Below are 15,622 nucleotides of genomic sequence, written 5' to 3' on the forward strand. Positions count from 1 at the left end.
CCCGCACCCGCACCCGCCGCACCCGGCTCGCCCGCACCCGCCGTGCCCACCGCTCCCGTGCCCGCCGCGCCCGCCGCCCGCCATGCCCGCCGCTCCCGCACCCGCCGCACCCGCACGGCGTACGCGGCACGCGCACGGTCAGCCGAGGGCAACCGCCCGCCAGGGCGTCAGGTGCCAGGGCGTCAGGGCACTTCGGCTTCGAAGAGGGCCGTGCAGCCGTGGACGGAGAGCTGGTGGGTGGGGAAGCGGGCGGCCAGCTCCGTGCGCAGGTCCTCGAGGCTGTCCTCGGAGTTGTGCATGACGCCGCGCCAGTTCCACGCCGAGAAGGCGGCCCGGGCGGCCGCCCCCACGGGGACGCCTTGGGTGAGGACGGTGGCGCCGAAGATGCGCCCGCCCGGCCGTACACAGGCCGCGACGTGGTCCAGCACCTTGGCCTTCTGGCGAATGGTGCCGGGCACGCAGTGCAGCAGGAAGTTCGTCGACGCCGAGCCGAAGGCCGCCTCGGGAAGGGGGAGCGGTTCCAGCGCGTTGGCCCGGACCGTCCTGACCTCGAAGCGGGCCAGGCGCCGGGCGGCGTGGCGGAGCGAGTGCTCGTTCAGATCGGCCAGGGTGATGGCCTGCCCCGGTGCGGTGCGGCAGTTGTCCAGGAAGTAGCCGGTGCCCACGCCGACGTCCAGGTGGTCCGGGGAGACGTTGCGGTCGAACATGGCGACCACTTCGGACACCGGGACCCGGAAGAGGAACCGGCAGTTGATCTTGAAGGCCACGAGGTCGTACAGGGCCAGCGTCGACGGCCGGTACATGGCCTGGCCTGCGTGCACCTGGTCTGAGAGGGGCGACGCGGTCACGTGGAACCTCCGGCCGAGGGGGCGAATGCGGCTGACCACGACTATACGTGGCGGAACTGCCCCGCGCGCGGCGGCAGTTGCGCGGAACCGGAAGGCCCCACGGGTATCGGCCATACCCGTGAGGCCGGACGCATCCAGCGCGGGGTCAGGACCGGACCATGCCGTCGACCCGGGTGCGGAGCCAGTCCACGATCTTCCCCGTCGGCGTCCCCGGGGTGAAGATCTCGGCGACCCCGAGCTCCTTGAGCGGTGCGACGTCCGCTTCGGGGATGATGCCGCCGCCGAAGACCTCGATGTCCGCGGCGTCACGTTCCCGCAGCAGGCCGAGCACCTCGGGAAAGACCGTCATGTGCGCCCCGGACAGGACGGACAGCCCCACGAAGTCGGCGTCCTCCTGGATCGCGGTGCTCACGATCTGCTCGGGCGTCTGGTGGAGACCGGTGTAGATGACCTCCATCCCGGCGTCGCGCAGGGCCCGCGCGACGACCTTCGCCCCACGGTCGTGACCGTCGAGGCCCGGCTTGGCCACGATGATCCGGATCTGGTCGTGCATCGTTGCGTCACCCTTTCGCACGGCTGGTTCAAAAGACACACCGCTGGTTCAACACCACTGGTTCAGAAGACATCGGTGGGCGTGTAGGTGCCCCACACGTCACGGAGCGCGTCGGACACCTCCCCGACGGTGGCGCCGGCCGCGAGGGCGTCCTTCATCGGGTACAGGACGTTGTCGTCGCCCTCCGCGGCCTTCTTCAGCCGGGTGAGCGCCTCGTCCACCCGTGGGAAGTCCCGCCAGGCGCGCAGCTTGCAGAGGCGTTCGGCCTGCTGGGCCTCGATGGCCGGGTCGACACGCAATGGCTCGTACGGCTCCTCCTCGTCCAGCTGGAACCGGTTGACGCCGACCACCAGCCGCTCGCCCTCGTCGGTCTCCTGCGCGATGCGGTAGGCGTTGCGCTCGATCTCGCTCTTCTGGAAGCCGCGTTCGATCGCGGCGACCGCCCCGCCCAGGTCCTCAACCTTGCCCATCAGCTCCAGCACCTCGGCCTCGACCTCGTCGGTCATCCTCTCGATGACGTACGACCCCGCGAAGGGGTCGACCGTCGCCGTCACGTCCGTCTCGTACGCCAGGACCTGCTGGGTGCGCAGCGCCAGCCGGGCGCTCTTGTCCGTGGGCAGGGCGATGGCCTCGTCGAAGGAGTTGGTGTGCAGCGACTGGGTGCCGCCCAGCACCGCGGCCAGGGCCTGGACGGTGACGCGGACCAGGTTGACCTCCGGCTGCTGCGCGGTCAGCTGCACGCCCGCCGTCTGGGTGTGGAAGCGCAGCATCATCGACTTGGGGTTCTTCGCGCCGAAGTCCTCCTTCATCACCCGCGCCCAAATGCGGCGGGCGGCACGGAACTTGGCGACCTCCTCCAGCAGTGTCGTACGGGCCACGAAGAAGAAGGACAGGCGCGGGGCGAAGTCGTCGACGTCCATGCCGGCCCTGACCGCCGTGCGGACGTACTCGATGCCGTCGGCGAGGGTGAACGCGATCTCCTGCGCGGGGGACGCGCCCGCCTCGGCCATGTGGTAGCCGGAGATCGAGATCGTGTTCCACCTCGGGATCTCGGCCTTGCAGTACTTGAAGATGTCCGCCGTCAACCTCAAGGAGGGCTGCGGCGGGAAGATGTACGTGCCGCGCGCGATGTATTCCTTCAGTACGTCGTTCTGGATCGTGCCCGTCAGCCTGCCGGCCGGGACACCCTGCTCCTCCGCCACGAGCTGGTACAGCAGAAGCAGTACCGCGGCCGGCGCGTTGATGGTCATCGATGTGGACACCTGGTCCAGCGGGATACCGCCGAACAGCACCCGCATGTCGTCGATCGAGTCGATGGCGACGCCCACCTTGCCGACCTCGCCGTGGGCGAGCGGGGCGTCCGAGTCATGGCCCATCTGGGTGGGCAGGTCGAAGGCGACCGACAGACCCATGGTGCCGTTGGCGATCAACTGCTTGTAGCGGGCGTTGGACTCGGCGGCCGTGCCGAAGCCGGCGTACTGCCGCATCGTCCACGGCCTGCCCGTGTACATCGACGGGTAGACCCCGCGGGTGAAGGGGTACGAGCCGGCTTCCCCGAGCTGTGCCGCGGGATCCCACCCGGTGAGCGCGTCGGGTCCGTAGACCGGCTCGATGGGAATTCCCGACTCAGAGTTGCGCACCATGGTGCCTTGCCTCCATGAGTGTTTCTCCCGTTGGTGATCTCGGTGTATGTGCGTCGGCCTGGCCGAAGCCGGGAAGCGAGGGTGCCTGTGCGGGGGAGGCGGGGGAGACGCCCTGAGCGGTGCCGACGTGCTCGGGCGGTGTGAGTGAGTGACGGCCGACAGCCGGTCTGCGGCGGCCCGAAAGCGATTTCTTCGCCGGGTCGACGCCGTCGGAATCGCAAGTTCCGAAATTCCGGCACGGGAAAGGGTTTGCCGTGTCTGGAAGATAGAAGGCCGTGATCGTGTCAGTCAATAGGCGACGCGGGTTATGGAAGAGCCAGCTTAAGTTACTTGCCGGAAAACAAGTTTGGGTCGCGGCCGTGCTGACGTGGCGTTGGCCGCGGAGGTCTCCGCGTCCGTGCGGCCCTGATGGCCTTCGGGGTGCGGTCCTGTAATAAAGCGGTAACCGGTACAAGGTTGAACGTATTTGACGACGGCTGTCCGCGCGCCATAGTTGAGCCTTGATCACCTTTCAGTTTGTTGAAAGCTGAAGTGAAGGCTTGATCCCGACTGGGGCAAGGGCGCATCCGGCGTTGAACGGAATACGGCGTTCCTTCGGCTGTTACCTGTGGAATCAGCAGGTAGCAGGCGTCTCGCCGGGGATGTGGCCGAGTCTGACCGGCTCTCCAACTCACGGCTATGTCGGTATCGTTGGCGGTGTGTCTTTGACGAGATCCCGGCCTCTTCGACATACTCTTTCCGTGTTGGCAGGTTCGAGTCCTTGGGAGTGGCAGCTGGCATTCCAGTTATTGACCAGGAATCAGTTCGGGATCGTCTGCGTCACCTGGCGGTTCGGGAAGCGCCGCCAAAAGAACGATTCTGCAGATCGGTCCCGGCTGCCCGGCCCCAGGTCGGCGCCGGGTGTTTGTGTCGGCAACTGTCGCCGCGGGGGTGAACGCCGTCATGTGGCCGGCTGCGGAAGGGAAGCTGAACAAACGGGGGATATATGCGTACGCCTACGCTGAATGAGCTTGTAGACGATTGCATAGCCGGGGACCAGGACAGCTGGAACCGGATCGTAGAACGGTACACGCCGCTCATCTGGGCGATCGCCCGGGGTCACAGGCTGAGCGCGGCCGACAGCGAGGACGTCAGCCAGACCACCTGGATGCGAGTGATCCAGCATCTGGGCAAGCTCCGCGATCCCGAGAAGCTCGCCCAGTGGATCGCGGTATCGGCCCGCCGGGAGAGCCTCAAGCTCATCGACAAGTCCGGCCGCAGTGTGCCGGTCGGGGACTCGCCGGTCTTCGACCGCTCGGAACCGTCGGAGAACCACCCCGAGGAGAGGGCGCTGGCGAAGGAGCGCGACAGCGAGGTTCTGCTCGCGTACTGCGCGCTCTCGCCCAAGTGCCAGGCACTGCTCGGGCTGCTGGTGACCGACCCGCCGATGTCCTACGACGAGATCAGCGCCACCCTGGGCATGCCGCGCGGCTCGCTGGGTCCCATACGGTCGCGCTGCCTGGCCCATCTGGAGAAGCTTCTCCAGCGCGAGACGGAGCGCTCGCAGCAGGCGACGGAGCTGCTCGACGCGATCACGCGCTCCGGTCTGCGGACCTTCGCCCTGGAGCAGCACCGCTGAGCCGGTGAACGCCGCCGACCTGGCGTGTTTCACCGAAGGCGCCTTCCGGCCCTGGCCCATGGGGCCTGCCCGGGCTTCTGCCCCGGCCGGAAGGCGCCTTCCGCGTGTCCGCAATGTTCGCCCTGACCGCCTGGCCGCCGCCTCAAGTGTCCTTCGAGCGAGCGGTATTGATCCTTATAAAACGCGCGTATAGCCTGGGTTTCTGTTTGATGAATGACCTGGCGTGGCGGAGGGTGGGTGGCATGAACACATCGGGCGAGGTGCAGGCAGCAGGGTCGGCTGATGAAGCACTGGCCAGGCTTGCCGGCGCTGTCGGACAGCCTCCGCGCGGCATGCTCGACAAGGCCAAGGCGCTGTATGCGCTCATCCAGGACGACGGCGCGCGAGGCGCCGATTCCGTTTCCGTCGCACGGGCGGTACCCGTCTCCCAAGTGTGCGGCAGCGAAGCCCTCCTGACGACCGGCCGCCTGCGGCCGCCCGTGCGCCACGGCGACTGACGGACGGCACGTTCGGCTCGGCCCGCCGACCGGCTGAGCTGATGTGACCTCTGTCACAGCTGCGAAGAATCCCGCCGCAGCTGTATCCGGATCGATTGCGGCCGGATCTGTGGTCCTGGGAAAGGGACACAGCCGGCTCGTGGGTCAGCACCTGCTGCCGCACGGTTCGCAATCGTCGGGAAGGGAACCCCGTGACAGTTGAACGTAATCCATGGTCGGCTCTGGGCGCGCTGCTCGTCGGGTTCTCCCTCATCTCGCTGGACATGAGTGTGGTGGCGGTCGCCAACCCCGCGATCATGGAAGGGCTGAAGGCCAACGTCACCGACGTGATCTGGGTGACAAGCGCCTACTTGCTCACCTACGCGGCGCCGCTGCTGTTCACCGGACGGCTCGGTGACCGCTTCGGCCCCAAGAACGTCTACATGGTCGGCCTGGTGGTGTTCACGCTCGCCTCGCTGTGGTGCGGCACGGCCGGCAGCATCCACATGCTGATCGCGGCCCGCGCCGTGCAGGGCTTCGGGGCCGCGCTGATGACGCCCCAGACCATGGCCGTGGTCACCAAGATCTTCCCGGCGGACAAACGCGGCGCCGCCATGGGTGTGTGGGGCGGCGCCGTCGGTGTCTCCCTGCTGCTGGGCCCGATCGTCGGCGGCCTGCTGGTGGACTCCGTCGGCTGGAAATGGATCTTCCTGATCAACGTGCCGATCGGTGTCCTCGCCTTCGCCCTGGCCTGGAGGCTGGTGCCGGCGCTGGCGACCGAGCACCACACCTTCGACGTCATCGGCATCCTGCTGTCCTGCGCGGGCGTTTTCCTGCTGGTCTACGGCCTGCAGGAGGGCAACAATCACGACTGGTCGACCGGCATCTGGCTGGTGATCGGCGCGGGACTGGCCGTACTGGCACTGTTCGTCGTGACGCAGGCGCGCGCCAAGGGCGAGCCCCTGATGCTGCTGAGCCTGTTCCGCGACCGCAATTTCGCACTGGCGAACGTGGGGATCGCGGCCATGGGCGCCTCGGTGACCGCGCTGACCGTGCCCGCGTACTTCTTCCTCGAGGGCGTACGAGGGCTCTCCTCCCTGAAGGCGGCCCTGGTCTTCGCACCGCTGGCGATCGTGACCGGCATCGTCGCCCCGATCGTCGGCAAGCTGTCCGACAAGGCGCACCCGCGCACCTTCACCACCATCGGCTTCGTGCTCTTCGGCCTCACGGTCGTCGGATACAGCGTGTTGATGACACCGGACTCGAAGCTGTGGATGTTCTCGGCGACCACGGCCGTGACCGGTGTCGCGAACGGCATGATCTGGGGCCCGCTGGGCGCCATCGCCACCCGCAACCTCCCCGTACAGCACTCCGGTGCGGGCTCCGGTATCTACAACACCAGCCGGCAGCTGGGTTCCGTACTCGGCAGTGCCGCGATCGGCGCGCTGTTCGTCGACCGGATCAGCGCGCACCTGCCGGGCATCGGCGGGGGGCACTTCGAAGGCAGCACCACCAAGATCCCGACCATGTTCCTCGACCCCTACAGCAAGGCACTGAGCGAGACGGGTCTGCTGCCCGTCGCCTTCCTGCTGCTGGGCGCGGTCGCCTGCGTGATGTTCCTCCGCTTCGCACCGCCGGAGCCGCAGGCGGGGGCCGAGGACATCGCCACGCAGAAGGTCCACGACGTCACTGGCCAGGTTTGACAGCGCCACACCACGGATCTCGTGTGTGAGCGGGGAAGGTACGGCATGGCTGCCGCAAAAGACTTCGATCTCTGGATTCGCAAGCTGAGCTCCACGGAGGATCCCAGGGCCAGACTGATCTGTTTCCCGCACGCCGGCGGTTCGGCGAACTTCTATTTCCAGTTCGCACGCCGCTTCGCCGACCTGCAGGTCCACGGGGTGCAGTACCCCGGTCGGCAGGACCGCCGGCGGGAGCGTTTCCGGGACAGCATCCAGGAACTCGCCGACGACATCGCCGAACTCATCGGCGATTGGAACGACGTGCCTGTCGTGCTGCTGGGTAACAGCATGGGTGCGCTGGTGGCCTTCGAGGTGGCTCTCCGCCTGGAGTCCACGGGCAACGCACCTTTGTCCTTGTTCGCCTGCGGCCGGGTGGCGCCGACGCTGCGCAAGGACGAACAGACGCACCTCAAAGGCAATGACGCCTTTCTCCGGGAAATGGCGCTGCTGGGCGGCATGGGACACGAGTTGCTGCAGGACGAGGAGATCCTCGACCTCGTCCTGCCTCCCATGCGCGCGGATTACCGGATCGCCGAAACCTATTGCTGTCCGCAGGGGACGAGCGTCTCTGTGCCGATACATGTGCACATCGGGAAGCACGACCCCAAAGTGACGGAGCGCGAGGCGGCCGAGTGGAAGAAGTGCACCACCGGGGAATTCACCCTGGACACCCATGAGGGCGGCCACTTCTTCTTCATCGACAACGGAGACCGCCTGATCGATTCCGTCAGCACATCGGTGGAAGAAGCACTCGCGGCACAGCCGTGACGTGATGTCCGCGTGAGGCGGCCCGCAATGCGCGGCGGGTCGCCCCTTCGGCATGCCCGGCATACGTACGCATGCCCCGAGAAAAAACTTTCGGAATAGCTGTATCTGGCCGGACCACCCCGGGATCTAGCAGGTCGACCACATGGTTGTCGGCATAAGCCCGAAGGTGGGGGAAAACAAGCATGGCCCTCGAGAAGCACGACATCGTCGGAGCCCTGCGCAAGTCGCTCAAGGAAACCGAGCGTCTGCGGCGCCAGAACCAGCAACTGCTCGACCAGGCGGCCGAGCCCCTGGCGATCGTGGGGATGAGCTGCCGCTTCCCGGGCGGGGTGGCCTCGCCGGAGGACCTGTGGTCGCTGGTCGCCGAGGGGCGCATGGGCATCTCGGAGTTCCCCGGCGACCGCGGCTGGGACCTGGACAACCTGTACGACCCGGACCCGGACCACCCCGGCACGTCCTACACGCGCCACGGCGGATTCCTCGACGACATGGCGGAGTTCGACGCCGACTTCTTCGGCATCAGCCCCCGCGAGGCACTCGCCATGGACCCGCAGCAACGACTGCTCCTCGAGGGCGCGTGGGAAGCCTTCGAGGACGCGGGGATCGACCCCCTGACGCTCAAGGGCAGCGACACCGGCGTCTTCTGCGGCCTCATGTTCTCCGACTACCAGTTCGTCGCGAGCCTCAGCGACCGGCGGCCGGAGATCGAGGGCTACCTCTCCATCGCGTCCTCGCCCAGCGTGGCCTCGGGGCGCATCAGCTACACCTTCGGCTTCGAGGGGCCCGCGGTCACCGTGGACACCGTGTGCTCCTCCTCCCTCGTGGCCATCGACCTGGCCGCCAAGTCCCTGCGCGCCAGGGACTGCTCGCTGGCCGTGGTCGGCGGAGCGACGACGCTGGCCAGGCCCAGCGCCTTCGTGGAGTTCAGCCGCCAGCGCGCCCTGTCACCGGACGGACGCTGCAAGGCGTACGCGGCAGCGGCGGACGGCGTCGGCTGGGCGGAAGGCATGGGCCTGCTGGTACTGGAGCGGCTGTCCGACGCCCAACGCAACGGACGGCGCATCCTGGGCCTCGTGCGCGGCAGCGCCGTCAACCAGGACGGCGCCAGCAACGGCCTCACCGCGCCGAACGGCCCGTCCCAGGAGCGGGTGATCCGGCAGGCCCTGGCCGGCGCCGGACTGTCGCCCTCCGACGTGGACGCCGTCGAGGGACACGGAACGGGAACGCCGCTGGGCGACCCGATCGAGGCGGAGGCGCTACTGGCGACCTACGGCCGGAACCGGGAGAACGGCCCCCTGTGGCTCGGCTCGATCAAGTCCAACTTCGGCCACACCCAGGCCGCGGCCGGAGTGGCGGGCGTGATCAAGATGGTCATGGCGATGCGGCACGGGGTGCTGCCGCCGACCCTGCACGTGGATGCCCCGTCCCCGCACGTGGACTGGGCGTCGGGCGAAGTCGCGCTGCTGACCGAGGCCCGGCCGTGGCCCGCGGGGGAGCGGCTCCGTCGCGCGGGCGTGTCCTCCTTCGGCGTGAGCGGCACCAACGCCCACGTGATCCTGGAAGAGGCCCCGCAGGAGGCGGCGGCCGAGCCGCACGAGCCGACCGGGGACAACCCTCGCACCGGCGTCCGGCCGCAGATCCTCGTGCCGCTCTCGGCACGCAGCGAGGCGGCACTGCGCGAACAGGCCGACCGCCTGCGGGCACACATGATCGCTCGTCCCGAACTGGACCACCTGGACATCGGCTACGCCCAGGCGACCACCCGTGCCCACCTCGAACGCCGCGCCGCGATCGTGGCCACCGACCGGGGCGCCCTGCTGACCGGCCTCAGCGACCTGAGCTCCGCCGAGCCGACCGCACACGTGGTGGAGGGCCAGGTAGTCGGCTCGGGCGTGAAGCCGGTGTTCGTGTTCCCGGGGCAGGGGGCGCAGTGGGAGGGCATGGCGGTCGAACTGCTGGAGTCCTCGCCGGTGTTCGCCGCCGAGATCGCCGCTTGTGGTGAGGCGCTGGCGGAGTTCGTGGACTGGAACCTCGTGGATGTGCTGCGGGGTGCGGAGGGTGCGCCGTCGCTGGAGCGCGTGGACGTCGTACAGCCCGCCCTGTTCGCGGTGATGGTGAGCCTGGCGGCGCTGTGGCGCTCGTACAGTGTGGAGCCGTCTGCCGTTGTGGGCCATTCGCAGGGTGAGATCGCGGCGGCGTATGTGGCGGGTGGTTTGTCGCTGCGGGATGCGGCGCGGATCGTGGCGGTGCGCAGCCAGTTGGTGCGTGACCGTCTTGCTGGCCTTGGCGGGATGATGTCGGTCGCGCTGCCGGTGGAGCGGGTCGAGGAGTTGATCGCTCCGTATGGGGGCCGGGTGTCGGTGGCGGCGGTGAACGGTCCGGCGGCCGTGGTCGTCGCGGGTGAACCCGGCGCGCTGGACGAGGTGCAGACCGTGTGCAAGCGGGACGGTGTCCGGGCCCGCCGCGTCAACGTGGACTACGCGTCGCACTCGGCGCAGGTCGAGGCCATCGAGGCCGATCTGCTGGAGGCACTTGCCGCTGTCGAGCCCGCGAGTGGCCGGGTGCCGTTCTACTCCACGGTGACCGGCGAGTTCATCGACACGGCCACGATGGACGCCGGGTACTGGTACCGGAATCTGCGCGGCCAGGTCGGCTTCGAGCCCGCCGTCCGCGCCCTCATCGACAGGGGCATGGGCTGCTTCGTCGAGGTCTCACCGCACCCCGTACTGACCATGGCGGTCGAGGAGACCGTCGAGGCGCGGGACGCGGTCGGCAGGGTGACGGTGACCGGGTCCCTGCAGCGGGACAAGGGCGGACTGCCCCGGTTCATGGTCTCGCTCGGCCAGGCCCATGTCGCGGGCGTACGGATCGACTGGGAGGCGGTGTACGCGGGCACCGGCGCCAAGCGGGTCGACCTGCCCACCTACGCCTTCCAGCGGGACACCTACTGGCTGACGCCGTCGGCGCAGGGCGGTGACGTCGCCGCGGCTGGCCTGGACCGCATGCGGCACCCGGTCCTGGCGGCGGCCGTGCAGATCGGCGACCGCGACGAGTGGCTGTTCACCGGCCGCTTCTCCACCGAGGCGCAGCCGTGGCTGCGCGACCACGTGGTGCTGGGGACGGTGATCGTGCCGGGCGCCGCGCTCGCCGAACTCGTCCTCGCCGCGGCCCGGCACCTCGGCTGCGAACTCCTCGACGAGCTGATCCTCGAAGCCCCGCTGACCCTCGACGAGGGCACCGCCCGGCACATCAGGGTCACCGTCGGCCGGCCGGACGAGGACGGCCGCCGCGAGGTCGCCGTCCACTCCCTGCCCGAGACGGGCACCGGACCGGACGGCGCGCGGCAGGTCGTCCGGCACGGCCGCGGCCGGCTGGCCCCGGAGGCCGAACCCCTCGCCCCGTTCCCGGCCCACTGGCCGCCGGTCGCGGCCGTCGAGTCCTCCGCCGACGCCCTGTACGAGCGGCTGGCCGACATCGGACTCGACTACGGTCCGCTGTTCCAGGGTGTGCAGGCGGTGTGGCGCAGCGGCGCCGAGGTGTACGCCGAGGTGGCCCTCCCGGAGGACACCGCCGTGGACGGATTCGCCATCCACCCCGCGCTGTTCGACTCCGCGCTGCACGCCGGCATGCTGGACAAGGAGCCCGGATCCGCCCCGGACCTGCCGTTCTCCTGGTCCGGGGTGCGGCTCGGGCGCGCCGCGTCCGCCCAGGCGCGCGTGCGCATCGCCGCCGCGGGCGAGTCCGCCTTCCGCGTCGACGTCGTCGACGAGAACGGTGACATGGTCGTCGCCGTCGACACCCTCGCCGTACGTCCCGTGGAACCGGACCGGCTGACGGCGGCCGGGGCCGGGCAGAACACGCTGTTCCGGCTGGACTGGGCGCCCGTCACCGCAGCCTCCTCGCGGGCCCGCGTCGCGGTCCTCGGCGACATGGACGTGCCGGGTGAGCGCTTCGCCGACCTGTCCGCCCTGGAGACCGCGCTCGCCGACGGCGCCGTCGGCGTCGACCTGGTGCTCGCCGAGATCGAGCCCCCGGCCACGGACGACCCCGCCCACGCCGCGAGCGTCGTCGCCGAACGCACCCTCGGCCTGGCCCAGCAGTGGCTGGCCAGCGAATGGCTGGGCGAGGCCACCCTCGTGGCGGTGACCCGGCGCGCGGTCGCCGTCGGCGCGGAATCCGTCGACCTGGCCCAGGCACCGGCGTGGGGCCTGCTGCGCAGCGCCCAGACCGAGCACCCCGGCCGCTTCGTCCTGGTCGACACCGACGGCGGCGCCCAGCCGGACTGGACCTGCCTGGCCGAACTGGACGAGCCGCAACTGGCCGTGCGCGGCGGCGCCCTGCTGGCGCCCCGGCTGGCACCGGCGGCCACCGGACCGTCCGGACGGGCCTGGCGGCTGGGCAGCACCGAGAAGGGCTCCCTGGCGAACCTCGCCATCGTCCCCTCCGACGGCGCCCGCCCGCTCGGCGTAGGCGAGGTCCGCATCGCCGTCCGGGCCGCCGGCCTCAACTTCCGCGACGTGCTCATCGCCCTGGGCATGTACCCCGGCGACGCACCCCTGGGCAGCGAGGCGGCCGGCGTCGTCCTCGAAGTCGGCTCCGCCGTCAGCGACCTCAAGCCCGGCGACCGGGTGTTCGGCCTGGTGATGGACGCCTTCGGCCCCGTCGCCGTCGCCGACCGGAAGACCGTCGTGCCCATGCCGGAGCACCTCACCTTCGCCGAGGCGGCCGCGATCCCCGTCGTCTACCTGACCGCGTACTACGGCCTGGTCGACCTGGCCGACCTGAAGACGGGCGAGAAGCTGCTGGTGCACGCCGCAGCCGGGGGCGTCGGCATGGCCGCCGTACAACTCGCCCACCACTTCGGCGCCGAGGTCTTCGCCACGGCCGGCCCCGCCAAGTGGGACGCCGTACGAGCCCTGGGCGTGCCCGCGGAGCGCATCGCCTCCTCCCGCGACCTCGGCTTCCGCGACGCCCTCCACCAGGCCACCGGCGGTGCCGGCGTGGACGTGGTGCTGAACTCCCTGGCGGGCGAGTTCGTCGACGCATCACTGGAACTGCTGCCGCGCGGCGGCCGCTTCATCGAGATGGGCAAGACCGACCTCCGCGACCCGGACGCCGTCGCGCACCGGCACGCCGGCGTGCGCTACCGCTCCTACGACCTGTTGGAGGCGGGGCCGGACCGCATCCAGCAGATGCTGGCCGAGATAGCCGACCTGTTCGCACACGGCATGCTGTCCCCCTCGCCGATCCGCGCCTGGGACGTACGCCAAGGCGCCGAGGCCTTCCGCTACCTGCGCGAGGGCCGCAACATCGGCAAGGTCGTCCTCACCGTGCCGGCGCCCCTGGACCCCGAGGGCACCGTGCTGATCACCGGCGGCACCGGAGGCCTGGGCGCCCTGTTCGCCAAGCACCTCGTCACCACCTACGGCGTACGCCACCTGCTGCTGGTCAGCCGGCGCGGCCCGGCCGCCGAGGGCGCCGCCGAACTGGCCGCGGAACTCGACGCGCTCGGCGCCAAGGCCCGCGTGGCCGCCTGTGACGTGGCCGACCGCGCACAGGTCGCCGCCCTCCTCGACTCCCTCGACCGCCCGCTCACCGCCGTCCTCCACACGGCCGGCGTGCTGGCCGACAGCGTCATCGAGTCGCTGTCCCCCGAGCAGATACGGCACGTCATGCGGCCCAAGCTGGACGCCGCATGGCACCTGCACGAACTGACCTCCCGCATGGACCTGTCGGCGTTCGTGCTGTTCTCCTCCGCCGCGGGACTGCTCGGCAACGGGGGCCAGGCCAACTACGCCGCCGCCAACGCCGCCGTCGACGCGCTCGCCGCGCTGCGGCAGACGGCCGGGCTGCCCGCCCTCTCCCTGGCGTGGGGCCTGTGGTCCGACTCCACCGGCATGACCGGCGAGCTGGACGAAGCCGACGTCGCACGCATGGCACGCACCGGCGTCGGCGCGATCTCCAGCGACCAGGGCCTGGAACTGTTCGACCAGGCCCTCGGCTCCGAGGCGGCCCTGCTGGCCCCGGTCCGCCTCGACCTGGGCGCGCTGCGCGGCCAGGCCCGCTCCGGCATGCTGCCCGCCCTGCTGCGCGGCCTGGTGCGCGCCCCCGCACGCCGCGCCGACCACGCCCGCTCGCTGCAGCGGCTGCTCTCCGGCGTGCCCGAGGCCGACCGTGAGCAGGTCGTCCTGGACCTGGTACGCACCCAGGTCGCGTCCGTCCTCGGCCATGCCTCGGCCACCGCCGTCGACCCCGAGCGCGCCTTCAAGGAACTCGGCTTCGACTCCCTCGCCGCCGTAGAGCTGCGCAACCGGCTCGGCCAGGTGGCCGGCATGCGGCTGCCCGCGACGCTGGTCTTCGACCACCCCACCCCCGTCGAGGTCGCCCGGTTCATCCTCGGCGAGGCCGGCGGCACCAGCGCCGGACAGCGCCCCTCACCCCTCGACGAGGAACTCCAGCGACTCGAGGCGCTCCTGATCGCCGTCTCCGGCGACGAGCAGCAACTGACCGGCGCGGAACCCCGCCTGCGCTCGCTCAGCAACCGCCTGCGGACCCTGCTGAGCGCGACGACCACCGGCCACGACGACACCGGCGACACCTTCGAGGACGACCTCGACTTCGTCTCCGACCGCGAGATGTTCGACCTGATCGACAAGGAGCTCGGATCTGCATGACCGGAAAGACGGATGACGGCCGGAGCGGATCGATGGGCGACGACCAGATGAGCGACGAGCAGAAACTGCGCACCTACCTGCGCCGGGTGACCGCCGAACTGCGCACCGCGAACCGGAGGGTGCGCGAGCTGGAGCAGCGCGATGTCGAGCCGATCGCGATCGTCGGCATGAGCTGCCGCTTCCCCGGCGGGGTGACCTCGCCGGAGGAACTGTGGGAGCTGGTGGCGTCCGGCCGGGACGCCATGGGCCCGTTCCCGGCCGACCGGGGCTGGGACCTGGAGCGGCTCTACGACCCCGACCCCGACCGGCCGGGCAGCGCGTACGCGCGGGAAGGCGGTTTCATCGACACCGCCACCACGTTCGACGCCGACTTCTTCGGGATCAGCCCGCGCGAGGCGCTGGCCATGGACCCGACCCAGCGGCTGACCCTGGAGACGGCGTGGGAGGCGCTGGAGGACGCGGGCATCGATCCGACGACGCTGCGGGGCAGCGACACCGGCGTGTTCGCGGGCACCGTCTCCTCCGACTACGGCCCCTCGACACTGCCCGAGCTGGAAGGGTTCCGGGTGACCGGCACCCAGAGCAGCGTGATGTCGGGCCGCGTGGCCTACAGCCTCGGCCTGGAGGGCCCGGCCGTCACGATCGACACCGCCTGCTCCGCCTCCCTCGTGGCCCTGCACCTCGCGGCGAACGCGCTGCGCGCCGGCGAGTGCTCCCTCGCGCTCGCCGGTGGCGTCACGGTCCTCGCCGGCCCCTTCCTGTTCGTCGAGTTCAGCCGCCAGCGCGGCCTGGCCCGCGACGGCCGGTGCAAGGCGTATGCGGCGTCGGCGGACGGGACCGGTTTCTCCGACGGTGTCGGCCTGGTGGTGCTGGAGCGGTTGTCGGACGCGAAGCGCAACGGCCGGCGCATCCTGGGCCTGATCCGGGGCAGCGCGGTGAACCAGGACGGCGCGAGCAACGGTCTTACGGCCCCGAACGGGCCCTCTCAGGAGCGGGTGATCCGGCAGGCGCTGACGAGTGCGGGGCTGGCGGCGTCCGAGGTGGACGCGGTCGAGGGCCACGGCACGGGCACCAAGCTGGGTGACCCGATCGAGGCCCACGCCCTGCTGGCGACGTACGGCCGGGAGCGGGAGGGGGATCCGCTGTGGCTGGGGTCGATCAAGTCGAACATCGGTCACACATCGGCCGCAGCCGGTGTGGCGGGTGTGATCAAGATGGTGATGGCGATGCGGCACGGGGTGCTGCCGCCGACCTTGCACGTGGATGAGCCGTCGCCGCATGTGGAGTGGGAGTCGGGTGC

Annotated in this window: 9 protein-coding genes; 6 read left to right on the forward strand and 3 right to left on the reverse strand. The window is 70.2% G+C overall.

What is annotated here, in order from left to right; genetic code table 11:
* Window positions 1-182: 182 nt before the first annotated feature.
* From ACWC0C_RS40305 to ACWC0C_RS40315, 3 genes are all read right to left on the reverse strand, one after another.
* Complete coding sequence (locus ACWC0C_RS40305) at window positions 183-848, reverse strand: class I SAM-dependent methyltransferase (protein ID WP_450869517.1); 666 nt, start codon at window positions 846-848, stop codon at window positions 183-185.
* A gap of 145 nt (window positions 849-993) precedes the next feature.
* The gene (locus ACWC0C_RS40310; protein ID WP_449200622.1) at window positions 994-1,401 is read right to left on the reverse strand and encodes a cobalamin B12-binding domain-containing protein; all 408 of its coding nucleotides are present in this window, start codon (window positions 1,399-1,401) and stop codon (window positions 994-996) included.
* Between the two features lie 62 nt (window positions 1,402-1,463).
* Window positions 1,464-3,044, reverse strand: coding sequence for an acyl-CoA mutase large subunit family protein (locus ACWC0C_RS40315; RefSeq protein ID WP_449200623.1), 1,581 nt, complete (start codon window positions 3,042-3,044; stop codon window positions 1,464-1,466).
* A 985-nt stretch (window positions 3,045-4,029) separates the two neighbouring features.
* Here ACWC0C_RS40315 and ACWC0C_RS40320 point away from each other — a divergent pair.
* The 6 genes from ACWC0C_RS40320 to ACWC0C_RS40345 all read left to right on the forward strand — a co-directional run.
* Entirely contained in the window at window positions 4,030-4,662 is a 633-nt protein-coding gene (locus ACWC0C_RS40320; RefSeq protein ID WP_449200624.1) for an RNA polymerase sigma factor, read from the forward strand.
* A 104-nt stretch (window positions 4,663-4,766) separates the two neighbouring features.
* Complete coding sequence (locus tag ACWC0C_RS40325) at window positions 4,767-5,159, forward strand: hypothetical protein (RefSeq protein ID WP_450869518.1); 393 nt, start codon at window positions 4,767-4,769, stop codon at window positions 5,157-5,159.
* Window positions 5,160-5,350: 191 nt separating this feature from the next.
* Window positions 5,351-6,841 (forward strand): DHA2 family efflux MFS transporter permease subunit, encoded by a 1,491-nt coding sequence (locus ACWC0C_RS40330; RefSeq protein WP_449200626.1) that lies wholly within the window; start codon window positions 5,351-5,353, stop codon window positions 6,839-6,841.
* A gap of 45 nt (window positions 6,842-6,886) precedes the next feature.
* Entirely contained in the window at window positions 6,887-7,648 is a 762-nt protein-coding gene (locus ACWC0C_RS40335) for a thioesterase II family protein (RefSeq protein WP_450869519.1), read from the forward strand.
* Window positions 7,649-7,830: 182 nt separating this feature from the next.
* The gene (locus ACWC0C_RS40340) at window positions 7,831-14,322 is read left to right on the forward strand and encodes an SDR family NAD(P)-dependent oxidoreductase (protein ID WP_450869520.1); all 6,492 of its coding nucleotides are present in this window, start codon (window positions 7,831-7,833) and stop codon (window positions 14,320-14,322) included.
* A 47-nt stretch (window positions 14,323-14,369) separates the two neighbouring features.
* Window positions 14,370-15,622: type I polyketide synthase (locus ACWC0C_RS40345; protein WP_450869526.1), on the forward strand; the 1,253-nt coding region annotated here is incomplete at its 3' end.

This window comes from Streptomyces sp. NPDC001709, from assembly GCF_053596375.1.

What these genes read in the sequence shown, in the direction of transcription:
- ACWC0C_RS40315 (WP_449200623.1), bottom strand. Translation starts at nt 3,044, where the DNA reads ATGGTGCGCAACTCTGAGTCGGGAATTCCCATCGAGCCGGTCTACGGA.
- ACWC0C_RS40340 (WP_450869520.1), top strand. Translation starts at nt 7,831, where the DNA reads ATGGCCCTCGAGAAGCACGACATCGTCGGAGCCCTGCGCAAGTCGCTC.
- ACWC0C_RS40320 (WP_449200624.1), top strand. Translation starts at nt 4,030, where the DNA reads ATGCGTACGCCTACGCTGAATGAGCTTGTAGACGATTGCATAGCCGGG.
- ACWC0C_RS40310 (WP_449200622.1), bottom strand. Translation starts at nt 1,401, where the DNA reads ATGCACGACCAGATCCGGATCATCGTGGCCAAGCCGGGCCTCGACGGT.
- ACWC0C_RS40335 (WP_450869519.1), top strand. Translation starts at nt 6,887, where the DNA reads ATGGCTGCCGCAAAAGACTTCGATCTCTGGATTCGCAAGCTGAGCTCC.